Source organism: Cohaesibacter intestini, assembly GCF_003324485.1.
Classification (GTDB): Bacteria; Pseudomonadota; Alphaproteobacteria; order Rhizobiales; family Cohaesibacteraceae; genus Cohaesibacter; species Cohaesibacter intestini.
This window is the reverse complement of sequence record NZ_QODK01000001.1, coordinates 800,598-824,629: the sequence shown is the minus strand read 5'-3', so window position 1 is coordinate 824,629 and position 24,032 is coordinate 800,598. Positions and strand designations below refer to the sequence as shown.

Sequence of the window (24,032 nt, the reverse complement as noted above, 5' to 3'; positions counted from 1 at the left end):
AATGCGCCCGTCCAAACGTACCCCAGACCAGAAGCGCGAGGTGACGATCACGCGCAATGTCTCCAAACATGCGGAAGGCTCCTGCCTGATCAAGTTTGGCGATACCCATGTGCTCTGCACCGCCAGCCTTGAAGAGCGTATCCCGCCTTGGCTCCGTGGTCAGAATCGCGGCTGGGTGACCGCTGAATATGGCATGCTGCCGCGCGCCACCGGTGATCGCATGCGCCGTGAGGCCAGCGCGGGCAAACAATCTGGCCGGACACAGGAAATCCAGCGCCTGATTGGCCGTTCCCTGCGTGCTATTGTCGATCTGGAAGCGCTCGGTGAACGTCAGATCACCGTCGATTGCGACGTCATTCAAGCCGATGGCGGCACCCGCACCGCCTCCATCACCGGTGCCTGGATTGCCTTGCGTGATTGCATCGAGTGGATGCGCAGCCGCAGCATGGTCGCCAAGGATGCCACCATTTTGAAAGATCAGGTCGCCGCCATTTCTTGCGGCATCTATAACGGCACCCCGGTGCTGGATCTTGACTATCTGGAGGATTCCGACGCTGAAACCGACGCCAACTTCGTCATGACCGGCAAGGGCGGCATTGTGGAAATTCAGGGTACCGCCGAAGGCGAGCCATTCTCCGAAGAAGAATTGATGGCTCTGATGGGGCTGGCCAAGAAAGGCATCGGCGAATTGCTGACCCTTCAGGTCGCTGACGAAGCCTGAGCCAATCCGCCCACAACAAAGAGAGCATTCGATGAGCAATCAGCTTAGTGTCGACACGCCGCTTGTGGTGGCGAGCCACAATAAGGGCAAGATCCGCGAGATTCAGGAATTGCTGGCCCATTATGGCCTGAGCATCAAGACCGCAGCCGAATTGGAGCTGGACGAGCCGGAAGAAACCGGCACCACCTTCGAGGCCAATGCGGAACTGAAGGCCTTGGCTGCCGCCAAAGCCACGGGTCTTCCGGCTTTGGCCGATGATTCCGGCTTTGCGGTCGATGCCCTTGATGGCGATCCGGGCATCTATTCCGCGCGTTGGGCAGGGCCTGCGAAGGATTTCGCCTTGGCCATGCGCAATGTCGAGGAAAAGCTGCAAGCCAAGGGCGCAATCGAGCCCAAAGACCGGACGGGCCGCTTCATCGCGGTGCTCTGTCTGGCTTGGCCCGATGGCGAGACCCAATTCTTCCGCGGCGAAGTGGCAGGCGAGGTCATCTGGCCGCCGCGCGGCGACAAGGGCTTTGGCTATGACCCAATGTTCATCCCTGAAGGCCATGACATCACCTTTGGGGAAATGACCTCGGAGCAGAAACATGGCTGGAAACCGGGCGGCGATCGCGGCCTGTCCCATCGCTCCCGCGCCTTCAAGCTCTTTTCCGATGCTTGCCTTGAGTCTTTTCTCAAGTAACATGAAAGTCCCAAGCCCCGACCGCCCTTTCGGGCTGGCCGGGGTTTTTGCCTCTTCGCCATTGGCATGGAGAGAGGCCTGATCTGTCAGGAACCATGATGATCGAACGCGCCGCCAGCTCTTCCAATGCAACAATGAAGGGGACCGGACCGGACACACCCGGCTTCGGGCTCTATCTGCATTGGCCTTTCTGCATGGCCAAATGCCCCTATTGTGACTTTAACAGCCATGTGCGCCACCAGCCTGTCGATCAAAACCGTTTCGCTGACGCAATGATCACTGAAATGCGCCATTATGCCGAGCGCCAAAAGGCGGCGGGCAAGCATCAGGCGCTAACCTCGATCTTTTTCGGTGGCGGCACCCCGTCGCTGATGAAGTCGCAAACCGTCGCTGCCTTGCTCGATGCCGCTGCGGGCCTCTGGACCATGGCCGACGATATCGAAGTGACGCTGGAAGCCAACCCGACTTCGGTCGAAGCGGATCACTTCAAAGGCTATGCTAAGGCCGGCGTCAATCGCGTCTCGCTGGGGGTGCAGTCGCTCTATGATGACCAATTGCGCTTTTTGGGGCGCCTGCACAGCGCCGAGGAAGCCAAGGCGGCGATCAAACTGGCGCAAGCCCATTTCCCGCGCATGTCCTTTGATCTCATCTATGCCCGTCCGCACCAGACCCCAAACCTCTGGGCGAAGGAATTGCGCGAAGCCATCGCCCTGTCGGCGGATCATCTCTCGCTCTATCAGCTGACCATCGAGCAGGACACCCCTTTCTTCAAGCTCTATCGCAATGGCAAATTCGAGCTGCCCGATGAAGACACCTCGGTGGCTTTGTATGAAATGACCCATGAAGAGCTGGAGCGCCACGGCATGCCAGCCTATGAAATTTCCAACCATGCCCGCCCGGGCAGCGAATCCCGTCACAATCTGACCTATTGGCGTTATGGCGATTATGTCGGCGTCGGGGCCGGGGCCCATGGGCGACTGAGCCTGTCCAACGGCCGCATCGCCACCGCCAATGAACGCCATCCAGAAAGCTGGCTGAAACGGGTCGAGGCCGACGGCACCGGAGCGCTGAGCGAAGAAGTGCTCAGTCTCGAAGCCCAGAGCGACGAATTTCTGATTATGGGCCTGCGCGTCAAAGAGGGCATCGATACCGCCCGCTATGAGCGCCTTGCAGGCAGGCCGCTCGACGCCAAAAAGATAGCCATGCTGGTGGAAGGTGGCTTTTTGGAGCAAACCAGCCCAACCCGCATCCGCGCCACCCGCCAAGGCTTTTTGATGCTCAACAGTCTGGTGGCAGAATTGGCCTGCTAGGCCAACAGGCTCGGCTGATCCTTGAAACAGGCCAGCAGCATATAGGAGTGAATCCCGGCAATGAAGCGGGCCTGCAAGGTCTCATTCACCAGCTTGTTGAATTCCTTCATGCTCTTGCAATAGACCCGGACCATGAAATCATACTCTCCGGTGATGGAATAGCATTCATGGATTTCCTGTGTTCGCTCGATCAGTTCGAGTGTTTTTTGCCGGGCGTCCATTTCGGTCCTGCGATATTGCACCATGATCGACGCAGCCACCCCAAGCCCGGCTTTCTCTCGGTTGAGAATGGCGGCATAGCGCGCGATCACCCCGATTTCCTCAAGCCGTTTGAGACGGCGAAAAACTTGCGACGAAGACAGCCCAACCTTGTCCGCCAAATCAAGTCGCGGAATCTGACTGTCTTCGAGCAACAGATTCAGAATGCGCACATCATGTCTATCTAGAGCCGTATCGTGCATGATTTCTCTCACTCAAGCGCAATTTTCATCGACAATATTGCAAAAGAGCCGGTGTAACAAGGCAACTTTGCTAAGATTTACGCATCCCTTTGAGATAGATTGGCGCCAATTCTAAGTCTAAATCTGGATGATCCTGCCCATGAGCATGACGGCCCTGACTGTCTTCATTCCCACCTTCTTCTTTGTTTCGCTTACTCCGGGCATGTGCATGACCCTGGCGCTCAGCCTTGGCATGAGCATCGGCTATCGCCGTACCCTGTGGATGATGCTGGGCGAAGTGCTTGGCGTCGGACTGGTCTCAGTCGCTGCGGTGCTCGGCATTGCCAGTGTGATGCTGACCTATCCGTGGATGTTTCTGGCAATGAAGACGATGGGCGCGGCCTATCTCTTCTATCTTGGCATTTGCATGTGGCGCTCAAAGGGCAAGATGGCCCTGAGCAGCAGCCAAAGCGAGATGCAGCTTGGACGGAACTGGGATCTGATGGCGCAAGGCTTCATGACCGCCATTGCCAATCCCAAGGGTTGGGCCTTCATGATTTCGCTTCTGCCGCCCTTCATTGACAGCTCTCGGCCGCTGGCCAGCCAGTTGACGATTTTGGTGGCGATCATCTTGCTGTTTGAATTCATCTGCATGAGCATTTATGCAGCCGGTGGCAAAGGCCTGCGCAGCCTGTTGGGCAATGCCAAAAATGTTCGCCTGATGAACCGCCTCTCCGGTTCCCTCATGATGGGTGTCGGCCTCTGGCTTTTTGCCAGCTGAAGGCAACCGGAGCAGACAGAGCGGGGGGTGGTAAGCTACAATTTTATGGCGCTTTAAGTCACTTCTCTCCGGCCCCCCATCTCCACCAATGCGGGAAGTGTACCTGATTACTTATTTTCTCTATGTTTATCAAGTAATTGGCGGATTTAAGGGCTTCTAGAGTGCCGTCAAGAGTCCAGAGATATATTTGCAACAAATAGAAATGCTAGCTTTACTTGTCTTTTATTGATTTGAAGTTGTGCTTTGGATGTGTTACCTGAAAATCTAGTTTTTTGGACCTTGTCGTCGGCCTCCGGAGCAATCCTGAAACCACAACAATGTGCCTCTTTTGTTTGTGATTGGATTTGAATATGAAGAAAATTCTTTGCGCCTTGGCCGTTTCGCTTGCCAGCCTGCAGGCGGCTTCCGCTGCTGATATGCAGATGGAAATGACCCATGACTGGAGCGGTATCTATGCTGGTTTGTCCGCTGGCTATGGCTTCGGCAATGTGGATCAGTCTTCTACTTTCGGTGGCCTGAGAAACAGCCTCGACATGAGCGGTGCCATTGGCGGTGTGGTTGTCGGCTATAATTACCAGTCCAACAATTTCGTCTTCGGCGTCGAAGCCGATGCCTCTCTGGCCAATATTGAAGGCAGCTCGGCTGCTGCTGCTGGCAAAACCTGTTTTGTCGCTACGCCAAACTGTCATCAGGAAGTCAATGCCCTGCTGACCGCCCGCGCCCGCGTTGGTGTGGCCTTTGACAGCATCATGCCATATGTGACCGGTGGTCTGGCCTTGGCCCATGTCAAGAAAGACCGCAATGTGGCTGGCTTTGACTATGACAATTGGTCAACCGGTTTTGCGGTTGGTGCCGGTGTCGACTATGCCCTCAAGGATGGTTTCAGCCTGCGGGCCGAATATCTCTATGCCTCGATCGAAGATCAGAAGGTCACCATTGGCGGTGTCACCAACACCGACAAATTTGATGGCCTGAATATCTTCCGCGTTGGCCTGACAAAGAGCTTCTGATCAATTGATCACCTGACAATCAAAAGAGCCTGCTTTTCAGCAGGCTTTTTTGTTCGTCTCGCCGTTCGGCTTGCGACACCGCCCCCGCCTGACCCTGCTGGCATCCCAATGCCAGCAAGCGGGATGAGCGAAGGAATGCGCTTGCCAGAATGGCGCGATTGGATCAGTCTCGGATTCCACCGTCTGCGACCCAGTCCAGCTGGTGCGCAATCCACTGGGCAAGGTGCCGACACCGATTCTGGAGAATGAAGAGGTTCTCTATGACAGCCGGGTTATCCTTGACTGTCTTTATGAACGCAAGGGAAAGGCCGTTTGCCAGTTTCGCGGTCCGGACAAGTATCAGGGCCTGATCAGACAGGCGCTTGCCCGGATGTGGGCGAGCGGCAAATGCATCACAGGCACTGCAGGGACCTGAAGGATCACGTCGCCAGATGGGATGGATATCGACACTCTTTGTTCACAAGGCGATAGACTTGGCCGTCGGAGATGCGCCCGCCTCAAGGACGGTTCGGCAGGCGCTTTATCGGCTGGTGGATGTTGATCCGGACGCGCCAAGTGACCCCAGACAGATGGTAGCCGATGATCGTTTCTTTGATCTGCTCGAACATCTGGCAGCAGAGTTTGAGCAGGGCCATGCGATCCCGATCAAAATCGGCGCGTCGATGCGCTGCGATGACTATGGCGCTTTCGGTCTGGCCTTCAAATCCGCTCCCGATTTGATGGGGTCCTATCGCCGGGTGGAGCGCTTTGGCAAGGTCGTCACATCGATTGCCAATTTTCAGGTCAAACCCATGGATGGCATCCTTCTGTTATCGGTGATCCCCGCACCGAGCCAGCGTTTGGGTCTGGCCATGACCAATGAACTGGCTCTGGCCGCTGCCTGGTCCTTGACCCGCGAGGTGAGCCAAGCGTCCTTTGTGCCTCTCGCAATCCATCTGGCGCGGGAAAAACCCACGGATGAAACCGCCTACCAGACCCATTTTCAAGGGCCGGTCCATTTTGCCGCTGGCCACAACACGCTGGAACTTGCCATCACCGACGCGCTTCGGACCAATCGCTTGGCGGATCAGGGCATGGCGCAGTTTTTCGAGACGCATCTCGAACAGGAACTGTCGGCTTTCAGTGGCCAGACGGCGCTCGAAAGCCAGATCTTGGACCATGTTGGCAAAGCCCTCAGCGAAGGCGCCCCGAGTTTGGCTGACATGGCCGACAGGTTGGGCATGAGCCGTCGCACCCTGCAGCGCAGACTGTCAGCGGCGGGGCTGGCCTATCAGGATCTGGTTTCCAAGGCCCGCAAGACACTGTCCGAGCAGTTGTTGCGCGAAACCGACTATGCGCTTGCTGAAATCGCTTTCCTTGCGGGCTTTTCGGATCAGAGCACGTTCACCCGTGCCTTCAAGCGCTGGCATGATTGCACACCGGCCAGCTTTCGCCGCGGCATGTGAGACCCGACTGGCGACTGGCCCCGCCATCTGACGCGACCGGCCCAAAAATTGGCGCCCTGAGCCAAGGCAACAGGCTCCTCGATTGCTATCCATCGCCATCCATGCAGCCAGACTGCATTTGAGCGAACCAATCGAAGGGCAAAACCATGCAGACTACGTTGTTTCAGAAAGTGACCTTGGTCCTTGGCGGCCTTATCGCACTTGCCATTGGCTGCTTCTTGCTGCTCGACCCGCAAGCCTTCTATGCCAGCTACGGGGTAGCCCTTGGCACAGACCCTAGTTTGTTGAGCGACTTGCGCGCCCCCGGTGCAGGCCTTGCCAGCCTTGGTGGAATTATGCTGGCGGGTGCATGGCGCGCGGCATGGACACCGTTCGCCCTGATCGCTGCCTTGTCGGTTTATTGCGCTTTCCCCATTGGCCGGATTGTCAGTCTGGTGCTTGATGGTATGCCCTCGAGCGGCATTCTCGGTGCCTTCGCCATTGAAGTTGTTATTGCCCTTTTGCTGCTTCTGGCTTTCGGCCCCCGACGCAAAAGCCAAATGCACGAGGCCCCCAACAGACTGTGATTGCCGTTTGATAAAGCTTGCGTGGGATCGAGGATTGGCACAGTCTGTCCTCCCCTAGCCTGCACAGATATATCATGCCTTGCTTCCCTCCTGTCGCAGACATCTCTTGCCCACTTGGATCCAGGATCACCTTGATGAAACTTCTGATCAGCCCCACGTCTCCCTATGCGCGGACCGCCAGAATGGCCGTGTCTGTTCTTGAGCTGGACAAGGAGGTCACCATCCAGACGGTCAATCATCGGGGCCATGACGAAACCCTGCTGGTGCGCAATCCACTGGGCAAGGTGCCGACACTGATTCTGGAGAATGAAGAGGTTCTTTATGACAGCCGGGTTATCCTTGACTGTCTTTATGAACGCAAGGGAAAGGCCGCTTTCCAGTTTCGCGGTCCGGACAAGTATCAGGGCCTGACCAGACAGGCGCTTGCCGCCGGTTTGATGGACTGCACCATTGCAGCTGCGATTGAGACGCGAAACCACGATCAGGACCGCCAGAATTCCCAATGGATCGATCGTCAGGAGGGCAAAATTCTGCGTGCTCTGGCCATGTTGGATCAGGCCCATCTGGTGACAGACTTCGCACCGCTGCCATCCGCCGACCAGCTCTTTCTGGCCAGCGCGCTTGGTTATCTTGATTTCACCACTCAAGGAACCTGGTGGGGGAAATGGCAGCAAAGCTGGCAACAAGCACATCCAAATTTGGCCCAATGGTTGCAGGAATTTGCTGACGCTGTGCCAGCCTTTGGCGCCACGACGCCAACAGCCTGACAGAGGCAAGGAGCGGTCGCGGTAAAAGCCAGACCATTCCCCTGTGGGTCAGCCATGCATCTTGGCGCCTTTGGTGATCTTGTCGACGATTTTCTTGTCTGCTCGCAAGGCGATACCCACGGTGTTGAGTTCATCAGGGCCATGGTCTGCAAAGACGGCCCGGTTGGCGGCGTCATGCCCGGTGGCGAACATCTCCTCGATATAGGCCACGGTGGCCACATCCCGACTCTGAGCGCGTTTGCGAATGGTGGCGAGCTGACTGGCCGTGGCGGACAAGACAATCACCGGCTGAACAGACATCGGCAGATGCGCATTATTCTGGTCATCAATGTAGGCCGCACCAATAATACCGGGATTGGCTCCGGTAATACCGCTCATCAGAAAGGCGGTTACGTTTAGCTTTTGCCAGATCTCAAGGTCTTCACGAACAACAATGCAAATCTTTGTGTCAAACATGGTTTGAGGGGTCTTTCCTGTTCGGGTTGGTATGGAGATCATCTCTTTTCGCTCCTCATTCAAGCCAAAGACAGCCCGCGGCAGCCTGCGGCTCGTCGACTTTGTGTGACGGAAGGAAAGGAAAGTGATATGCAGCTTTGACCTATTTTTCTTCGATAGATTGTCTCATCAGAGGAAATAAGTTCTGTGATTGGTCGATAGACTCGTGTATCACTCTGCAAGGACCGCTTCTATCGAAACCATTTCGGATGCCAGGTGAAAAAATGAACATTGACCGAACGGATCGACGCATTTTGGCGCTTCTGTCGAACAATGCTCGGATGACCAACAAAGAGCTGTCATTTGAGGTCGGTTTGGCGGCGTCCAGTGTTCATGAACGTCTGAAACGATTGCACGAGAGCGGACTGATTGCAGGGGCTCATACCGATGTCCGGCTCGAGCAAATTGGCCTGTCTTTGAAGGCCATGCTGTTCATTCAATTGTCGGAACACAAAAAGCAGGATCTGGACCGGCTGCTCCGTGAGGTTTTGAAAATTCCGGAAGTGCGTGCCGGATGGATGATCAGCGGTCGCTTTGATGCGGTGGTAGAGGTGGTCACAACAGACACCACTCATTTGCATCGGCTGGTGGTGGAACAATTCTCGTCGCGCCCAGAGATCAGCCGGATAGAAACCTCTATCGTGTTTGAAAGTGTGGTTCAGAATGACCTGTCCGAAACCCTCCAACTGATCGAGGAAGGCCAGTCGGTCAACGTCTGACAGCGGCATTACATCCTTTTGCCCGTTTTGCAGCATTTTGTTCGCGTTGAAAGTCCGCCACGTAGTGTGCCGCAGGAGCTCCCTGCCACTAGTGGCAACCACACTGTATTTGCCTTCAAAAACAGCGCTCCAAGAAGAAACAGCTTTGCGATATCAGGAGAAAGACTTACTCTCTTCGCGAGGTCTGTTGTTCTGCTTTGATGGCAAGAGTCGGGTCGCTTTTTACTTGAGACCATTTGAACAGCCGACATTTTACCAAATTTTATCATGCTTACCTGTGCAATATTGGAGAGAGAATTGGCAAAAATAGTTGAAGCAAAGGCGAAATGGGTCGCGCTGGCCCTCGGTCTCGTCGCAATCCCCTTGACAATGGACCCGGCTGAGGCGCGGTATCGCGGATCGGATCCCGTCTGTGTTGCCGGTGTCGGTCGTGGTGATGTGTTGAATGTGCGTGCCCAGCCCAGCAGGCATAGTCAGCGCATCGGCTTCTTCGATTCCAATGATTGTCACATGAATGTGGAAGCGGTGGATGGCAACTGGACCTATGTGCGTGGCTCTTCGCGTGGTCGGAACATGCAGGGCTGGGTCAACAACCGGTTTCTGCGCCCCGCTGCCGCGCCGCGTCAGTCCGATCCGCAAATGCAGGGCAGGAGAGGCCCATTCCCCTTGCAGGCAGCAACCGGTGGCGGCATTGTGCGCGGCGGGCCGGGCACCCAGTTTCGGCGCCTGACATCTTTGCCGGAATTTGCTCCCATCACGGTAACCGGTTCAACGGGTGTGATGTTCAATGGCTATCCTTGGTTCACCATCCAGTATCGTGGCAATCGAAACGGCTTCATGTGGGGCGGCATCATCTGCTCCACACACACTCCGTTTCAGGGCACGTTTGATAGCTGCGCCAATTTCCGCGCCAGCCTGCAAGGGCAAGGCCAGCAACAGCAGCAACCGCAACAGCCTGACCAGACGGTCCATCGCAACAGCGTCACTTATTCCTGCAATGAAGGCATCCCACTGCAAGTCACCTTCATTGCGGATGCCAACGAGACTTATGCGCTTTACAGTCATGACAGCGGGCCAAAGATCCGCGTAACGCAGGTCCAGTCAGGGTCGGGCTTGCGCTACACCAACGGCCATCATGAATTGCAGGGCAAAGGCCCAGAGATGATGCTGATCGAAGGCGGACAACTGATCGACCGCTGTTTTGCCAATTGATCACGCCAACAAAAAAGGGAGCCGAATGGCTCCCTTTTCTTTGATTCTCGATCCAGTTGCGATGATCAGTTTGGCAAACCTGCTGCCGACATCGGTGCGTTGTCGACGATTTTGGCGCCAGCTCGGCCGGTAATCTCCATGATCGCCAGACTGCGCTGGGACGTGCCATCGCGACGGAAGCGGAAGAAGCCATCACCAAAACCGATGAAGCCTTGCGGATCGGTCAGGGTTTCGGTCGCAAACTTCCGCTCCCCGGCCTGAGCCACCAGAGCAGCAGCGAGGATTACGCTGTCATAGGCAAGTGAGGCGACGCGCGGCGGCTGTTGGCCGAACTTGGTGGTATAGCGCGAAGCAAAACTGTCAAATCCGATGGTCCGGCCGTCCAGATTGCGCAGCACACGTGGCGGTGCAGGATACCAGCCTCCCTTGAGCATTGGTTCGGCGGCAACCTGTGGCGAGTCCCACTGGCTCGAACCCAGGAAGGTAACATCCGTGTCACGCACGCCCTGACCGGCCAGCAGCTGCACCGCATTGACCACGGCACTGGCTTCAGGAATGAACAGGCTGTCGATCTGGCCTTTTACACCGGCAATTTCTTCAGCTGCTTTTTGCAGGCTGAAGGGATCCGGCTTGGTCCCGGCATTGTATTTCTCGATGGTGACGACCCGCACACCGAAATGGGCTGCATATTGGCGCAGAGCTGCTTCAACCACATTGCCATAAGGCGTGCTTGGCAGCATTGCAGCCACACTGCGTTTGCCCTGAATGGCCGCATAGGACAGGATCCGCTCGACATCATTCTCTGGTGAGAAGTTGATCAGATAGACCCCCTGTGCCGCGGCACCGGTATCGGTGCTAAAGGCAATCATCGGTACGCCAGCCGGTTTCAACACCAGCCCGGCCTGCTTAACCGCACTTGAGCGCAGCGGGCCAATGACCAATTGGGCTCCTTCGGCGAGTGCGCGGCCAGCCTGCTCGGTGGCGGCACTCGCACCCGTGCCGACATCCTTGACGATGACCTGCAAATCGGCGGTGCTGTAGTCCTCGAGCGCCATCGCTGCTGCATTGCGAATCGCCAGACCGGTCTGGCCAAAGGCTCCTTGTGCCGATTGCGGCGTTAGCAATGCGATGCGCACCGAACCAGAACCAAGCACTTCGCCGGTTGGCTGGGCGACGGTCACCGGACCGTCGAAATTGTTCTGGGTGCCAAAGCCCGGGCCGGAGAGGCTCACCGGTTGGCATGCAGCCAGCACAGCACCCAACCCAACGACCATGCCACCGGTCAAAAACCGGCGAAATCTGCCGTTTTTCGCTTGGGGAGTGGAGTGAAATTGTTGATTAAAACGCATCAATACTGGCCTCCAGACTCAGACCGCTTGCCTTCAACAGGACCCCGCATTGGCAAATGAAGTTGCGATTTTGCGGTGATAACTTGTGCGTTTGATTTGTCAGAAATAACCTGCCAAAACAAGTATGTTGGATTTTCAATGGATATTTGGCCACTGATTCGGCCAAACTGTGGCCAATTTGTCGCGAATTCACGAAAAAATGACGCCACGCTGACACTCGTCAGCTCAATTCCAGTCTGATCGACAGAATCAGCCAACCAAACTGATGAAAAGATGACCGGCAACAAAGACAGCGACAACCTCTCCCTTGGAGTGTCTGGCGATGAAGGTGATGATAATCAGCAAAAGCTTGCGTCGGAAGCACCAACAGACGATGCGTTCGGTGCACAAGACAGTGATGTGGCTGAGAGCGAGAAATCGTCTTATTTCGTTGCCGGAACAAAACTGCGCGCCACGGATGTGGCCGCAGGTCTCTATATTGTTTCCACTCCGATCGGCAATCTCAAGGACATCACCATCCGGGCGCTCGAAATGCTGGCCGCAGCCGACATGGTCGCCTGCGAAGACACCCGCGTGTCGCGCAAATTGCTGACCCATTATGGCATCCGCACCCGGCTGATTACCTATCATGAGCATAATGCCGATCGCCAAAGGCCCTATATTCTCAATGCTTTGGCTGAAGGAAAGGCGGTCTGCCTGATCTCCGACGCAGGCACGCCGCTGCTCTCTGACCCCGGCTATAAGCTGGTGGGTGACGTCATCGAAGCTGGTCATGCGGTCATCCCGATTCCCGGTGCGTCTGCCATGCTGGCTGCTCTGGTGGCTGCCGGTCTGCCAACAGACCAGATCCATTTTGCTGGCTTCCTGCCACAGAAGGCCGGAGCGCGCGATCGCAAGCTGATGGACCTGAGCGGTGCGACGGGCACCTTGGTTTTCTATGAAAGCCCGCGCCGTCTGGCCCCGGTGCTCAGCGCCATGGCAACCCATCTGGGTGGCGAGCGTCACGTCGTGGTGGCGCGTGAGTTGACCAAGAAATTCGAGGAATTCAAGCGCGGCACCCTGACTGAACTGGCAGCCCTTTACGCCGAAAGTGATGCGCCGCGCGGCGAAGCCGTGGTGCTGATCGGGCCGCGCTCCGAGCCGGACCTAGCGGAACTGGATGTCGAGGCTTTGATCCGGGAAGGCTTGAATTCCGGGCTCCATGTCAAGCAATTGTCTGCCGACATCGCAGCCAGGGTTGGTGCCAAGAAAAACGACATCTACAAACTGGCGCAAACGATCAAGGACCAATTGTCAGACGAGGATTAGGCACCATGGCCGGACGGGCGCGGGAACGGCACCGGAAAGAGAGCTATGATCGAGGCTTGCGCACCGAGCGCTGGGCCGGCCTGATCATGCGGGCCAAAGGCTATCAGATCCTTGCCACCCGCTATAAGGCGCAAGGGGGCGAGATTGATCTTGTTTGCCGCCAAGGCGATTTGCTGATCTTTCTTGAAGTCAAATATCGCGCCAGTCTTGACGATGCCCTATGGTCGATCACCCCGCGCAACCAGCAGCGCATTGTTGCCGCCGCTTCCCATTATATTGCCAATCAACCCGATGACAGCATCAATAGCTATCGGTTCGATGTCATGGCTTTTGCCAAGGGCACTGGCGCCAAGCCCGACTGGCAACATCTGGAAGCAGCCTTTGATGCCTTTTAACCTCACCAGCCCGCAGGCCCGCTCTGTGGCCTTGAAATTGCGCACCAAAGCCGACATATAGTCCCTGTCCGGGGTATTCCCCACCCGCCCCTCATCCAGCCGGAGCCCAATCATGGCACAATCCCGCCCCCTCAAAGTCGCCATCCAGATGGATCACATCGAAAGCATCAACATTGCAGGGGATTCGACCTTTGCCCTGATGCTCGAAGCGCAAAATCGTGGCCATCAGCTGTTCCACTACACCGTTGACACCATGGCGATGGAAGATGGCGTGGTCTATGCACAGGTCGAACCGGTGGAAGTCCGCGATGAGCCGGGCAATCACTACACGCTGGGTGAAGCGGTGCGGACCAATCTGGCGGATTTCGACGTCATTCACATGCGTCAGGATCCACCATTTGACATGGCCTACATTTCTGCCACCCATATGCTGGAGCGGATTCACCCCAAGACTTTGGTGGTCAATGATCCAGCTCAGGTGCGCAACGCACCGGAAAAGATCTTCGTCACGGAATTTCCCGACCTGATGCCGCCCACCCTGATCACCCGCTCCGAGAAAGAGCTACGGGCCTTCAAGGAAAAATATGGCGATATCGTCATGAAGCCACTCTATGGCAATGGCGGTGCAGCCGTGTTTCGGTTGCGAAAGGATGACCAGAATTTTGGCTCTCTGATGGGTCTGTTCGGTGAGATTTTCGTTGAACCATGGGTGGCCCAGCAATATCTGCCGGATGTGAAGGCTGGCGACAAAAGGATCATTCTGGTCGATGGTGAGCCGGTCGGGGCAATCAACCGAATCCCCGCCGCAGACGATCTGCGCTCCAACATGGTGCAGGGCGGGCAGGCCCAGCAGACCAAATTGACCGAGCGCGAAAAGGAAATTTGCGCCCGCATCGGCCCGGCGCTGAAAGAGCGTGGTTTCATCTTTGTTGGCATCGATGTGATCGGCAATTACCTCACCGAAATCAATGTCACCTCCCCGACGGGCATCCGAGTCATCCAGCGCCTTGACGGCATCGATATTGCTGCCATCATCTGGGACAATATCGAAGCCAAACGGGCTGAAGCCGAATAGGTTGACATTTCTCAAGGCCAAGAGTCGGATAAGTTGCTTTTATCCGTTTAGAGGACCGTAACGACTTTCGAGCGTGCATTTTCGACTGGGGAAGGACCCTGCTTTGGACCAGAAAGCAGGGTCACGACTTTTTGGGGGATGCGATCAACGCTCGAGCTGTGACTTGTGAGGATAGAATGTCCCATAGTGCAAAGGCGCTGACCAAAGGCGTCGCGGCGGTCTCACTGGCTCTGGCCTTCGGGCTTGTCAACGCAAAGGCTGAAGAGCTGCCAACCCTGCCCTCCGACAAGGCCACGCTGGAAGGCTTGGGTGCGGCGCTGTTTTTCGATGAAAATCTGTCAAACAACCGGACCATGTCCTGTTTCACCTGCCATGCGCCAGAAGCGGGCTTCGCCGATCCGCGCAGCAATGGGCTTGATGGGGCCATCGGCCGCGCCACCTCCCTTGGCGATGACGGCCAATCCATCGGCGACCGCAATGCCCCGACGGCGTCCTATGCGGCACTGACACCGAAATTCCACAAGAACAAAGACGGCCACTGGGTCGGTGGCCAGTTTCTTGATGGCCGCGAGCCGGATCTTGAAGGTCAGGCAGGTGGCCCGCCGCTCAATCCGCTGGAAATGGGCATGGAAAGCAAACAGGCTGTTGTCGAGCGCCTGTTGGAGAATGATGAATATGTCAGCGGCTTCAAGCTGCTCTATGGCGAGGATATCTTTGCTGACAGTGACAAAGCCTATCGTGCCATGACCGAGGCGATTGCCGCCTTTGAACGGACCGACTATTTCAGCCCGTTTGATTCGAAATATGATCGCTATCTGCGCGGCGAAGCGGACTTCACTCGTGAGGAGGAACTGGGCCGGACCCTGTTCTTCTCCCAGCAATTCACCAACTGCAATCTCTGCCACCAGCTGCATAAGCGCCCCGGTGTCGAGAAGGAGCTCTTCACCAACCACCAATATTTCAACATTGGTGTGCCGGAAAACAAAGCGCTTCGGGCCGCCAACGGGGTGGGTGTCGGCAGCATCGATCATGGTCTGGCAAGCAACGCCAAGGTCGACAAAAAGGCCGAGGATGGCAAATACAAAACCACCACCCTGCGCAATGTGGCAGTGACCGGTCCCTATATGCATAATGGTATTTTCGAGGATCTTGAAACCGTCGTCCGCTTCTACAATCGCTACAATTCCAAGGCGGCTGCGTCCCGGATCAACCCTGAAACCGGCAAGCCTTGGGGTGACCCGGAAGTGTCTGAAACCGTTGATACAAAGAAGTTGACCGAAGGCCCGGCCCTTGAAGAGGACCGCATCAAGGCCCTCGTCGCTTTCCTCAAGACCCTGACCGATCAGCGCTATGAGCATCTGCTGGAGCAATAGGGCCGACTGCATCCAGACAACCAAACCGTCGTGCAGCCTCTGCGCGACGGTTTTTTCATGTGTTCTGTGTGGGGGGATTAAAAATCAAACCCCATCTGGTTGGGGCTATGGACCTGACTGGGATTGATCTTTTCATGCTCCAGAAGCCAGATTTTGGTCTGCAATCCACCGCCAAAGCCCACCAGAGCGCCGTCCACGCCAATCACCCGATGACAGGGCACGATGATCGGGATTGGATTGGCATTGTTGGCCATCCCCACCGCCTGCGCACCACCCGGTTGCCCCACCGCACGGGCAATGTCCCCATAGGAGCGCAATTCTCCAAAGGGAATGGCCTCAAGCGCATGCCAGACCTCAAGCTGAAAGGGCGAGCCGTCCAGATGATAATCGAGACTGAAATGGGTCAGATCTCCGGCAAAATAGGCATCCACCTGCCGCCGGGCCTCGCCAAAGGCACGGTCCTCTTGCACCCAATCCGGGTCAGGCTTGATCGGTTGGCCCTGTTTGGCAAAATGCAACCCATGAAGCCTGTCACCGATGCCATGAAAGGTCAGCGGTCCAATCGGACTGTCGTGATGACAATAGAGCATGGGTGCTTTCCCTATTCTTGCATCCTGCATCACCCTGCCGCTCCCTTCCGGTTTGCTCTCGTTCCTGACCTTTCCTAATACACCGATTTTTCCCATACGGCCAAGGGGACAGGTCGCCGATTGTTCGATATTTGTTCTTGATCCTGACAAATGCTCCCTCTATGATTGCAAGAAGTTGCATTTCTTTCTTCATCTATTTCAGGTTTTCGAGGCAGCCATGGTGGCTCATGTTCAGACGGTCTCTTTTCAGGGCATCGCTGCCCGGCCCGTGGATGTGCAGGTTCATGTTGCCTCTGGCCTGCCTGCCTTTACCATTGTGGGGCTGCCGGACAAGGCAGTGGCGGAAAGCCGCGAACGGGTGCGTGCTGCATTGACCGCTTCGGGCCTTTCCCTGCCACCCAAACGCATCACCATCAATCTTGCCCCTGCCGACCTGCCTAAGGAAGGCAGTCATTTTGACTTGCCCATCGCTCTGGGCCTGATGGCGGCAATCGGAGCCATTCCGGCCGATTGCCTTGATACCTACACGGTATTGGGGGAACTGGCGCTTGATGGGCGGCTCGCGGCTGTGATCGGGGTTCTGCCGGCAGCCATGGCGGCCAATGCCGATGACCGTGGCCTGATTTGCCCCAAAGACTGCGGTCCGGAAGCCGCATGGGCCGATGCGGACATGGATATACTCGCGCCTGACAGTCTCATTTCGCTAGCGAACCATTTCAAGGGCAGCCAGCTTTTGGCGCGTCCCCGGGCAGGCATTCGCCAAAATGATGTTGCGGTGATGGATCTCAAGGATATCAAGGGCCAGGAACTGGCCAAGCGGGCGCTCGAAGTCGCTGCCGCGGGCGGCCACAATATGCTGATGGTCGGCCCGCCGGGCTCGGGCAAGAGCATGCTGGCCTCACGCCTGCCGACCGTCCTGCCGCCCTTGTCTCCGGCGGAACTGCTCGATGTATCAATGATCCAGTCCATTGCCGGCCTGTTGCCTCAGGGACGCTTGTCGCCCGCCCGTCCCTTCCGGGCGCCCCATCATTCCGCCTCGATGGCGGCAATGGTCGGTGGCGGTATGAAGGCCAAGCCGGGCGAGGTGGCCTTGTCGCACAATGGGGTATTGTTTCTCGATGAACTGCCGGAATTCTCGCCCCAAGTGCTCGACAGTTTGCGCCAGCCGATCGAAAGCGGCGAGGCGGTTATATCCCGCGCCAACCACCGGGTGACCTATCCAGCCCGCTTTCAACTGATCGCGGCGATGAATCCCTGTCGTTGCGGCCATGCAGGTGAGCCGGGCTATGTCTGCAAAAGGGGCAATCGTTGTGCCGCCGATTATCAGGCCCGGATTTCCGGTCCCTTGCTTGATCGCATCGATCTGCGCATCGAAGTGCCTGCCGTCTCCGCCAGTGATCTGATGTTGCCGCCGTCGAAAGAAGGCTCAAAACAGGTGGCCGAGCGGGTCGCCAATGCGCGGCTGTTGCAAAGCCAGCGCTTTGTGGCGCTTGGTCTTTCTGCCACCATGACCAATGCTCAATGCCCGGCAAGTGCCATTGAACAGGTCTGTGACGTCAAGGGCGAAGCCCGCAGGCTGCTGGCCCATGCAGCCGAAAGCATGGCCCTGTCGGCGCGTGGCTATCACCGCATATTGAAGCTTGCCCGAACCCTGGCCGATCTCGCAGGGCGCACCCAACCCGGCAAAACCGACATAGCCGAAGCACTGAGCTATCGCATGACGGCAGAAACCTCGTTGGTGGGGTGAAGGCTGCAGGGTCAGTCGAAGCTTTTTGACGAGCGCATTTTCTTCAGGGCACCGCGCTTGGTTTTGCTATCCACCCGGCGCTTTTTGCTGGCCCGGGTCGGCTTGGTGGCAATGCGCCGTTTTGGGCGGTAGGTTGCCTTGTCGATCAGGGCCACCAATCGCTCGAGCGCCTCTTCGCGGTTGCGCGCCTGCGTGCGATGGCTTTGCACTTGCATCACCAGAACCCCGTCCTGTGTCATCAAGTGCGAAGCCTGCTGGCGCAGATTGGCTTTGACATAACCGGGCAGGGAGGGGGAATTGCGCACGTCGAACCGCAACTCCACCGCCGTCGAGACCTTGTTGACATTCTGACCGCCGGGACCGGAGGCGCGGATGAAGCGTTCCTCCAACTCGTCCGGATCAAGGCTCAAGCCTTCCTTGATGATGATGCGATCAGACATGGTCTTTCTGCTTTCTTCGGGCGGCTTTTCCCGATGGCTCTCGGGATACGGCCTTCAGGCGGGATGCTTCATCTGGCCGCGTTTCAGTTCCAGCTCGCGCTTGGCAATCAGCTTCCTTTGATAACGCCCTTGGACGATATCGACAACCACCAACACCGCCAGAACGAAGTAGAAGGTGCTCTTGGCCATCGGCTCGATGTGATAGCCAAAGAAGGAGAGATGCGCCAGATGCCCGCCTTCGGACAACAGCATGATGCCGACAATGAACAGAACAAACAGGCCAAGCACCTCATACATGCGGTTCTTTTGCAGAAAGTCCGACACCGTATCCGCCAGATAGATCATGCCCAGCCCGGAGACGACGATGGCAGCCGCCATCACCAGAAAAACATTGGTCAGCGCCATGGCCGACAGAATGGAATCGAAGGAGAAAACCAGGTTCATCACCACGATCCAGGCAATCGCCGTGGCTGCGGATCGCTTGGCTTCCGAACCATGGCTTTCCAGATCATCAAGGCTCAGCATATGCATGATTTCCTTGAAGGCGGTATAGATGATAAAGACGCCCCCGATCAGCACGATCAATGCATGGACATTGACGTCCCCCTCCAGAATACCGTCCCAATGGAAGGCGACAAACGGTGTCTGGAAGTAGGAAATGGCCGACATGATGGCAAATAGCAGCAACAGCCGCAGTCCGATGGCCAACCCGATGCCGACCTTTCGGACCATCGCCTGTTTCTCTGGCGCGACCCGTTTTGATTCGATGGAAATATAGAGCAGGTTGTCAAAGCCGAGCACCGCTTGCAGCAGGGTCAGCATCAGGAGGGTAAAGAGATTGTCGAAGGAGAAAAGTTCAGCCATGGGGTCAGTTTATCCGGTGCAATAGGCAGCGATAAAAGACTCCATGACCACTATCTTGGGTTCGGCAATGCTGGTCGATGGCGCCTTCTATCCAAAGGATTTGAAGAAGGAAATGACACGCCGAATCGAGGATTTCTTCGGCAGATCGCCATAATAGGTGATTGCCGCCCGTCGTCCAATCTCCGAGAAAGTCGGGTAGGGGGATATGTAGCCGGTGATGGCCTTGATATTCATTTTCTGGCTGACGATCAGCGACCACATATTGATGATCTCGCCCGCATTGGCACCCACCACGGACGCCCCGAGCACAACGCCCTTCTTGTCGACAATCACCTTGATCAGGCCGCTTGTCTTGCGCTCTGCCTGCGCCCGGTCATTCTCGCCATAGGGCCAGCGCAGCACCTGAAAGCCACGATGCTTTTCGCGGGCCTGATCTTCATTCAGCCCCACATGCCCCATTTCCGGGTCGGTATAGGTGACCCACGGAATGATCGAGCGATCTTCCTTGGCCCCCATCTTGAACAGGACCGAGCGAATGACAAGACCCGCATGATAGCCCGCAACATGGGTGAATTGCAGCCCACCGGTCACATCGCCAATGGCATAGACCCGTCGGTTGGTTGTTTTCAGCGTCGGTTTGACCTTGATGCCTTTTGCATCATAGGCGATCTCGGCATTCTCCAGCGCCAACCCTTCGACATTGGGGCTGCGCCCGGCAGCAACCAGCAAATGGGTGGCTTCCACCACCTCTTCCTCGCCCGCTTCGTCCTCTCCTGTGGTGAGAATGATGCGCGCCCCATGAGGATGGGTTTCGGGGTCCGCTGCTGGCTCGATGCGGGCAATCTTGACGCCCTCGCGCAGTTCCACCCCATCCTTGCGGATCTGGTCGATCACCACTGCGGTCAGCTCCGGGTCGTCCTTGGCCAGCACATTGAACGCTTCGAGCACGGTCACCTCGGCGCCGAGTCGACGCTGAGCCTGTGCCAGCTCCATACCGATCGGCCCGCCGCCAATGATGACAAGCTTTTCCGGTCTTTCGGTGAGGGTAAAAATCGTCTCATTGGTCAGATAGTTGACCGCGTCCAGACCGGGGATCGGCAGTTTTGCGGCCGACGACCCCGTGGCGATGACAAAGGCGCGCGCAGTGATCTCGGTTTCACCATCGGCGGTGACAACCGTTTTGGCATCCTTGAACTGCCCGGCCTGCTGGATGACTTGCACACCCAGCCCTTCGAACCGCTCGACCGAATCATTGGGCTCAATCGCCGCGATGACGGAATGGATGTGATCATGCACCGCCTGATAGTCGACGCGCGGTTCGACCGAACTGATACCGAACGGATGGGCATTGCGCATCCCATGGGCCTGCTTGCCTGCGGCGATCATGGCTTTGGACGGCACGCAGCCATAATTCAGGCAATCGCCCCCCATCTTGCCCTTTTCCAACAAGACGACCTTTTCCCCGAAAGCAGCGGCTGCGGCCGCCACGGTCAATCCGCCCGAGCCTGCTCCGATGACGCAAATGTCGGCTTTGATCTGTTCAGTCATGAGTCTTCCTTTCGGGCGCAATCACTCGCTCGCCATGCTTATTAGTTTTGCGTGTTCAACGCCCGGTCTTTCAAGAGCTTTCTTTGCTACCGCGCCATTTTTTGACCGCCTTGAGGGCGGGTGGGATCAGCGATACGACACCCAGCGCCACAAAGGCGGCAATCAACTCCGGCGTGATGAGGGCTGAGGTGTCCAGCGTCACACTGCAATTGGGGTCGGTGGCACAGGCTGGATTGGCCGCCTTTTGAGCCGCGATGATGCTGTCGAGCCCCGCCCCAATGAAGGCATAGGCAAAGGTGCCCGGCAAGATGCCGACAAGCGTGGCAAGGAAATAGACGCCGAGCCGCACATTGAAAAGCGCCGGCACCACATTGATCAACCAGAAGGGAAAAACCGGTACGAGACGCAGGAACAACAGGTAACTGAAGGCATTGTCTCGAAATCCTTCGCTGAACCGGTCAACAAAGCCGCCAGCCCGTGCCCGCAGCGATGCGCCGAAGGCCGAACGTGTGGCCAGAAAGATCACCGATGCGCCCAACGTCGCCGCCAACACCGTCGCTGCCCCGCCAACGGCCCAGCCAAACAGCAAGCCCCCGGCAATGGTCAGGAAGGAGGCGCCGGGAAAGGACAAGGCCACGGCGAGAATATAGGCCAGCATATAGCCGCCCAGCATCAGTCCATAATGCGCGCTGACCTGACTTGCCAGCCATTCGCGATGTCGGACCAGCGAATCAAGGCTGAGATAGTGATGCCAGCCCTGGGAGAAGCCAAAGGCCATCAACCCGCCAATGGCAATCAGCGGACCCCATTTTTTCAGCTTGCCAGCAAGGCCGGAGCCACTGCTGTTATTCTGTGCGCTGTGTGTCATCTGTTCTGCCATGGTTATCGTGCCTCATTCAACGACCAGTCATACTGATAGTCATTGATTTTACTATTCTTCTGAAGTCGTGTTTGCAGGGATGGATTGGCATATTTGAGCCAGTGGGCCCGCATTTGATTGGCAGAGCCAAAGTCCGACTTGTACCATTTGTAAAGGCTGGAGACGGTCACTCCGTTCCCGCCAGCCTTGATGCCGCGCGGATGATTGACAAAGGCGCGGGCCGCCTGATCCAGCTGTTTGTCGATGGCCTTGCCGCGATAGGCCTCCTGACGCAAATCCGGGCAGCCGATGGAGGCACAATTGAACCCGTAATGGAGCCGTGGATCTTTCCATGTCGCGCGGGCAATTTCATGCTCGATATCATCCAGCGACAAGGCCTTGCCGCCGACCGTTACCAGCTCCTTTTTCCACGGGCCGGACGCAAACAGGCCGCCAAGTTTGATGTCGCGGATCGACTGGACAGGATAATGCTCGAGGATCACATCCAGTGTCTTGGCATTATAGAGGTTGATCCAGTAAGCCTTGGCCGCGTTGTTTGACAGGGTTGGTACGGAAACCTTCTGCATTTGCGCCAGATAGGCCTGCAATTGCGGCCGAGCCGCTTGCAAGCCACGGTAATTCACCCGTGTTGAACCATCCCCGGTCTTGACCACATAGCGTGCCAACAAGGTGCTGAAGCCCGAATGATCCACGCTTCCATTGCCCTGTGGCTGAAAATGCCTGGACAGCGCTGACGCATGGGCGGGACCATGGGAGAGGGCGACAATCATGCCCGCAGCAGCCAACAGACTGAAAGCCAGTTTCAGTGTCACGGCCTGTGGCTGCAGCTGTTTGGCTGTTGTTTGGGGCTGGCTTGTGTTTGTGTGTTGGGACATGATTCTCTTCGGGTTAATCTGTGAAACAGGTGTCGATAGTGTCGTGTGGCTGGATCAGGCCCGTCTGCGATCCGCCTTTCCAATCTTATATAGAAGGAAATTCAGGACTTGTGACGGCTCTCACCGTCATTTGATCTGCCTTCAAGCCCGCCTCACGGCCCTGTTATGAACTCAAAGGGCTGCCACGGACGCATGAAGCTTCGCTTGGATGCGAGTTACGGGTAAAGAAACGCAAAAGTTGGCTTTTTCTCGCCAATCATGATTGACTCGCGACGCGCATCTCCGTATAAGCCGACGCAAGTGTATCAGGTTCGCGGAAAGCGTCTCGTTCGAGGCGCTCTTTTTTACCCGCCCTGATGGGATTTGAAAAAATCAAGAATAGGGGCCGCGAAAGCGGTATGAGCCCATGAAACGGACTTTTCAGCCGAGCCGTCTGGTGCGTAAGCGCCGTCACGGCTTCCGGGCACGCATGGCAACGAAAAATGGCCGCCAGGTTCTGGCTCGCCGCCGTGCAAAGGGACGCAAGCGTCTTTCTGCCTAAGGCAAACAGCAACAACCGCCAGCATTGAGCTTACCGGCTTCGATCTGGCGGTTTTGTGTGTCTGGGCTCTGGAAAATGAAAATCGGAAGTCAAACCCCGGCACACAGCGCTTCCAGGTGGCAGACATGCTTCGATTGAAAAAGCGCAGTGAATTTTTAACCGCGGCCAAGGGAGTTCGTCTCTCGCGTCGCGGTTTTGTGCTTCAAGCGGTTCGCCGATTGCCTGAAGATGACAAACCGGCGCGAGTCGGCTTCACCGTCACCAAGAAAGTTGGCAATGCGGTTGTGCGCAACCGGGTGAAGCGCCGATTGCGGGAATTGGCCCGGTTGCATGGCCCTGATCATCTGAGCAATGGGTGGGACTATGTTCTGATCGGCAAGCTGGGTGGCCTGCATCTTCCCTTTGAGGGGATGATCGCCGACTTCAAGGGATGCACACGCGATCTGGCGCGCGGCAAGACCGAGCCACAACGAAAGCGGCGCCCGAAAGGCGGGTCAGATCGGGGACAAAAGTCCAACAAACCGACAAGACCGGACCCCGGGGCAGGTCCCAAAGAGCAATCCGCACAAAAGAGCCATTGATTTTGTGCATCCATTGCCGCAAAACAGGGCCAATTCGACGGATGGCTTTTGTGAGCGACGCCTCAAACGGTTGTTTTTGGCAGCATGGAACCATCCGCGCACTTGAACTGGCAAAGGTCAGAAGCCAAGTGCATCACCATGAGAGCGAAGCGGCGAGCACCTTGAAGGCGCTCCGGTTCGCAAGAGATCAGACCGCCGACCGATTGGCCGGGTCACTGACTGGGTCAATTAACCTAGGAAATTGACTTAGGACATGGCGGCGGGATTGATCATCTGAGAGATCGAGAGGCTCACGGCGACATTGGGTTCGACCGGGAG

27 protein-coding genes are annotated in these 24,032 nt (G+C 56.7%); 18 read left to right on the top strand and 9 right to left on the bottom strand.

All coding sequences use genetic code 11. The features are described from left to right. The first annotated feature begins 1 nt into the window (after position 1). The 3 genes from rph to hemW all read left to right on the top strand — a co-directional run bounded on the left by rph (position 2) and on the right by hemW (position 2,713). Positions 2-721 (top strand): ribonuclease PH, encoded by a 720-nt coding sequence (gene rph, locus DSD30_RS03445; RefSeq protein WP_114008169.1) that lies wholly within the window; start codon positions 2-4, stop codon positions 719-721. Positions 722-752: 31 nt separating this feature from the next. After that, the gene (gene rdgB, locus DSD30_RS03440) at positions 753-1,403 is read left to right on the top strand and encodes an RdgB/HAM1 family non-canonical purine NTP pyrophosphatase (RefSeq protein WP_114008168.1); all 651 of its coding nucleotides are present in this window, start codon (positions 753-755) and stop codon (positions 1,401-1,403) included. Positions 1,404-1,498: 95 nt separating this feature from the next. After that, a complete protein-coding gene (gene hemW / locus DSD30_RS03435; RefSeq protein ID WP_114008167.1) occupies positions 1,499-2,713 on the top strand; it encodes a radical SAM family heme chaperone HemW in 1,215 nt (404 codons plus the stop codon). Here hemW and DSD30_RS03430 read toward each other — a convergent pair. Beyond that, positions 2,710-3,174, bottom strand: coding sequence for an Lrp/AsnC family transcriptional regulator (locus tag DSD30_RS03430; protein ID WP_114008166.1), 465 nt, complete (start codon positions 3,172-3,174; stop codon positions 2,710-2,712). The genes hemW and DSD30_RS03430 overlap by 4 nt on opposite strands. A gap of 139 nt (positions 3,175-3,313) precedes the next feature. On the opposite strand from DSD30_RS03430, the gene DSD30_RS03425 reads away from it, so the two are divergent. The 6 genes from DSD30_RS03425 to DSD30_RS03400 all read left to right on the top strand — a co-directional run bounded on the left by DSD30_RS03425 (position 3,314) and on the right by DSD30_RS03400 (position 7,722). Continuing rightward, positions 3,314-3,934: a LysE family translocator gene (locus tag DSD30_RS03425; RefSeq protein WP_114008610.1), complete on the top strand. Its 621-nt coding sequence runs from the start codon at positions 3,314-3,316 to the stop codon at positions 3,932-3,934. 350 nt (positions 3,935-4,284) lie between these two features. Continuing rightward, entirely contained in the window at positions 4,285-4,944 is a 660-nt protein-coding gene (locus DSD30_RS03420; RefSeq protein ID WP_138148248.1) for an outer membrane protein, read from the top strand. A gap of 202 nt (positions 4,945-5,146) precedes the next feature. Continuing rightward, complete coding sequence (locus DSD30_RS03415; RefSeq protein ID WP_114008164.1) at positions 5,147-5,359, top strand: glutathione S-transferase family protein; 213 nt, start codon at positions 5,147-5,149, stop codon at positions 5,357-5,359. Positions 5,360-5,375: 16 nt separating this feature from the next. Continuing rightward, on the top strand, positions 5,376-6,389 hold the full coding sequence (locus DSD30_RS03410; protein ID WP_114008163.1) for an AraC family transcriptional regulator: 1,014 nt from the start codon (positions 5,376-5,378) through the stop codon (positions 6,387-6,389). Positions 6,390-6,535: 146 nt separating this feature from the next. Beyond that, a complete protein-coding gene (locus DSD30_RS03405) occupies positions 6,536-6,955 on the top strand; it encodes a DUF4345 domain-containing protein (RefSeq protein WP_114008162.1) in 420 nt (139 codons plus the stop codon). Between the two features lie 134 nt (positions 6,956-7,089). Continuing rightward, positions 7,090-7,722, top strand: a complete 633-nt coding sequence (locus tag DSD30_RS03400; protein WP_157967545.1) for a glutathione S-transferase N-terminal domain-containing protein — start codon at positions 7,090-7,092, stop codon at positions 7,720-7,722. A gap of 48 nt (positions 7,723-7,770) precedes the next feature. Here the strand turns inward: DSD30_RS03400 and DSD30_RS03395 are convergent, their stop codons facing one another. Further along, complete coding sequence (locus DSD30_RS03395; RefSeq protein ID WP_114008160.1) at positions 7,771-8,178, bottom strand: DUF2000 family protein; 408 nt, start codon at positions 8,176-8,178, stop codon at positions 7,771-7,773. Positions 8,179-8,441: 263 nt separating this feature from the next. Here DSD30_RS03395 and DSD30_RS03390 point away from each other — a divergent pair, with 263 nt between their 5' ends. Both DSD30_RS03390 and DSD30_RS03385 read left to right on the top strand, forming a co-directional pair. Further along, positions 8,442-8,936, top strand: a complete 495-nt coding sequence (locus tag DSD30_RS03390; protein WP_198662803.1) for an Lrp/AsnC family transcriptional regulator — start codon at positions 8,442-8,444, stop codon at positions 8,934-8,936. A gap of 297 nt (positions 8,937-9,233) precedes the next feature. Beyond that, positions 9,234-10,148, top strand: coding sequence for an MliC family protein (locus tag DSD30_RS03385; RefSeq protein WP_157967544.1), 915 nt, complete (start codon positions 9,234-9,236; stop codon positions 10,146-10,148). Positions 10,149-10,213: 65 nt separating this feature from the next. Here DSD30_RS03385 and DSD30_RS03380 read toward each other — a convergent pair whose 3' ends face one another. Further along, a complete protein-coding gene (locus DSD30_RS03380; protein ID WP_114008157.1) occupies positions 10,214-11,497 on the bottom strand; it encodes a penicillin-binding protein activator in 1,284 nt (427 codons plus the stop codon). Between the two features lie 273 nt (positions 11,498-11,770). Between DSD30_RS03380 and rsmI the strand changes: the two genes are divergently transcribed. The 4 genes from rsmI (at position 11,771) to DSD30_RS03360 (ending at position 15,648) form a co-directional block, all read left to right on the top strand. Next, entirely contained in the window at positions 11,771-12,805 is a 1,035-nt protein-coding gene (rsmI, locus tag DSD30_RS03375) for a 16S rRNA (cytidine(1402)-2'-O)-methyltransferase (RefSeq protein WP_114008156.1), read from the top strand. Positions 12,806-12,810: 5 nt separating this feature from the next. Next, the gene (locus DSD30_RS03370) at positions 12,811-13,200 is read left to right on the top strand and encodes a YraN family protein (RefSeq protein ID WP_114008155.1); all 390 of its coding nucleotides are present in this window, start codon (positions 12,811-12,813) and stop codon (positions 13,198-13,200) included. A gap of 112 nt (positions 13,201-13,312) precedes the next feature. Then, positions 13,313-14,275 carry a glutathione synthase gene (gene gshB / locus DSD30_RS03365; RefSeq protein ID WP_114008154.1) on the top strand — a complete coding sequence of 321 codons (963 nt, stop codon included), beginning with the start codon at positions 13,313-13,315 and terminating at the stop codon, positions 14,273-14,275. 176 nt (positions 14,276-14,451) lie between these two features. After that, positions 14,452-15,648, top strand: a complete 1,197-nt coding sequence (locus DSD30_RS03360) for a cytochrome-c peroxidase (RefSeq protein WP_114008153.1) — start codon at positions 14,452-14,454, stop codon at positions 15,646-15,648. Between the two features lie 77 nt (positions 15,649-15,725). Here DSD30_RS03360 and DSD30_RS03355 read toward each other — a convergent pair whose 3' ends face one another. Next, entirely contained in the window at positions 15,726-16,238 is a 513-nt protein-coding gene (locus DSD30_RS03355) for a methylated-DNA--[protein]-cysteine S-methyltransferase (protein WP_114008152.1), read from the bottom strand. Positions 16,239-16,455: 217 nt separating this feature from the next. Here DSD30_RS03355 and DSD30_RS03350 point away from each other — a divergent pair, with 217 nt between their 5' ends. Beyond that, entirely contained in the window at positions 16,456-17,985 is a 1,530-nt protein-coding gene (locus DSD30_RS03350; RefSeq protein ID WP_114008609.1) for a YifB family Mg chelatase-like AAA ATPase, read from the top strand. Positions 17,986-17,996: 11 nt separating this feature from the next. Here DSD30_RS03350 and arfB read toward each other — a convergent pair whose 3' ends face one another. The 5 genes from arfB to DSD30_RS03325 form a co-directional block, all read right to left on the bottom strand. Continuing rightward, positions 17,997-18,425: an alternative ribosome rescue aminoacyl-tRNA hydrolase ArfB gene (arfB, locus tag DSD30_RS03345; protein WP_114008151.1), complete on the bottom strand. Its 429-nt coding sequence runs from the start codon at positions 18,423-18,425 to the stop codon at positions 17,997-17,999. Positions 18,426-18,479: 54 nt separating this feature from the next. Further along, on the bottom strand, positions 18,480-19,289 hold the full coding sequence (locus DSD30_RS03340) for a TerC family protein (protein WP_114008150.1): 810 nt from the start codon (positions 19,287-19,289) through the stop codon (positions 18,480-18,482). Positions 19,290-19,376: 87 nt separating this feature from the next. After that, positions 19,377-20,837 carry a dihydrolipoyl dehydrogenase family protein gene (locus tag DSD30_RS03335; protein ID WP_114008149.1) on the bottom strand — a complete coding sequence of 487 codons (1,461 nt, stop codon included), beginning with the start codon at positions 20,835-20,837 and terminating at the stop codon, positions 19,377-19,379. Positions 20,838-20,907: 70 nt separating this feature from the next. After that, positions 20,908-21,717, bottom strand: a complete 810-nt coding sequence (locus DSD30_RS03330) for a TVP38/TMEM64 family protein (protein WP_245418340.1) — start codon at positions 21,715-21,717, stop codon at positions 20,908-20,910. A gap of 2 nt (positions 21,718-21,719) precedes the next feature. Beyond that, complete coding sequence (locus DSD30_RS03325; RefSeq protein WP_114008148.1) at positions 21,720-22,592, bottom strand: DUF547 domain-containing protein; 873 nt, start codon at positions 22,590-22,592, stop codon at positions 21,720-21,722. Between the two features lie 406 nt (positions 22,593-22,998). Between DSD30_RS03325 and rpmH the strand changes: the two genes are divergently transcribed. Both rpmH and rnpA read left to right on the top strand, forming a co-directional pair. Next, a complete protein-coding gene (rpmH, locus tag DSD30_RS03320; RefSeq protein ID WP_114008147.1) occupies positions 22,999-23,133 on the top strand; it encodes a 50S ribosomal protein L34 in 135 nt (44 codons plus the stop codon). Between the two features lie 125 nt (positions 23,134-23,258). Next, the gene (gene rnpA, locus DSD30_RS03315) at positions 23,259-23,714 is read left to right on the top strand and encodes a ribonuclease P protein component (RefSeq protein ID WP_114008146.1); all 456 of its coding nucleotides are present in this window, start codon (positions 23,259-23,261) and stop codon (positions 23,712-23,714) included. The last annotated feature ends 318 nt before the right edge of the window (positions 23,715-24,032 follow it).

Coding starts and splice junctions, on each gene's coding strand:
- rph (WP_114008169.1), top strand. CDS start 2: ATGCGCCCGTCCAAACGTACCCCAGACCAGAAGCGCGAGGTGACGATC.
- rdgB (WP_114008168.1), top strand. CDS start 753: ATGAGCAATCAGCTTAGTGTCGACACGCCGCTTGTGGTGGCGAGCCAC.
- hemW (WP_114008167.1), top strand. CDS start 1,499: ATGATGATCGAACGCGCCGCCAGCTCTTCCAATGCAACAATGAAGGGG.
- DSD30_RS03430 (WP_114008166.1), bottom strand. CDS start 3,174: ATGCACGATACGGCTCTAGATAGACATGATGTGCGCATTCTGAATCTG.
- DSD30_RS03425 (WP_114008610.1), top strand. CDS start 3,314: ATGAGCATGACGGCCCTGACTGTCTTCATTCCCACCTTCTTCTTTGTT.
- DSD30_RS03420 (WP_138148248.1), top strand. CDS start 4,285: ATGAAGAAAATTCTTTGCGCCTTGGCCGTTTCGCTTGCCAGCCTGCAG.
- DSD30_RS03410 (WP_114008163.1), top strand. CDS start 5,376: ATGGGATGGATATCGACACTCTTTGTTCACAAGGCGATAGACTTGGCC.
- DSD30_RS03405 (WP_114008162.1), top strand. CDS start 6,536: ATGCAGACTACGTTGTTTCAGAAAGTGACCTTGGTCCTTGGCGGCCTT.
- DSD30_RS03400 (WP_157967545.1), top strand. CDS start 7,090: ATGAAACTTCTGATCAGCCCCACGTCTCCCTATGCGCGGACCGCCAGA.
- DSD30_RS03395 (WP_114008160.1), bottom strand. CDS start 8,178: ATGTTTGACACAAAGATTTGCATTGTTGTTCGTGAAGACCTTGAGATC.
- DSD30_RS03390 (WP_198662803.1), top strand. CDS start 8,442: ATGAACATTGACCGAACGGATCGACGCATTTTGGCGCTTCTGTCGAAC.
- DSD30_RS03380 (WP_114008157.1), bottom strand. CDS start 11,497: ATGCGTTTTAATCAACAATTTCACTCCACTCCCCAAGCGAAAAACGGC.
- rsmI (WP_114008156.1), top strand. CDS start 11,771: ATGACCGGCAACAAAGACAGCGACAACCTCTCCCTTGGAGTGTCTGGC.
- DSD30_RS03370 (WP_114008155.1), top strand. CDS start 12,811: ATGGCCGGACGGGCGCGGGAACGGCACCGGAAAGAGAGCTATGATCGA.
- gshB (WP_114008154.1), top strand. CDS start 13,313: ATGGCACAATCCCGCCCCCTCAAAGTCGCCATCCAGATGGATCACATC.
- DSD30_RS03360 (WP_114008153.1), top strand. CDS start 14,452: ATGTCCCATAGTGCAAAGGCGCTGACCAAAGGCGTCGCGGCGGTCTCA.
- DSD30_RS03355 (WP_114008152.1), bottom strand. CDS start 16,238: ATGCTCTATTGTCATCACGACAGTCCGATTGGACCGCTGACCTTTCAT.
- DSD30_RS03350 (WP_114008609.1), top strand. CDS start 16,456: ATGGTGGCTCATGTTCAGACGGTCTCTTTTCAGGGCATCGCTGCCCGG.
- arfB (WP_114008151.1), bottom strand. CDS start 18,425: ATGTCTGATCGCATCATCATCAAGGAAGGCTTGAGCCTTGATCCGGAC.
- DSD30_RS03340 (WP_114008150.1), bottom strand. CDS start 19,289: ATGGCTGAACTTTTCTCCTTCGACAATCTCTTTACCCTCCTGATGCTG.
- DSD30_RS03335 (WP_114008149.1), bottom strand. CDS start 20,837: ATGACTGAACAGATCAAAGCCGACATTTGCGTCATCGGAGCAGGCTCG.
- DSD30_RS03330 (WP_245418340.1), bottom strand. CDS start 21,717: ATGGCAGAACAGATGACACACAGCGCACAGAATAACAGCAGTGGCTCC.
- DSD30_RS03325 (WP_114008148.1), bottom strand. CDS start 22,592: ATGTCCCAACACACAAACACAAGCCAGCCCCAAACAACAGCCAAACAG.
- rpmH (WP_114008147.1), top strand. CDS start 22,999: ATGAAACGGACTTTTCAGCCGAGCCGTCTGGTGCGTAAGCGCCGTCAC.
- rnpA (WP_114008146.1), top strand. CDS start 23,259: ATGCTTCGATTGAAAAAGCGCAGTGAATTTTTAACCGCGGCCAAGGGA.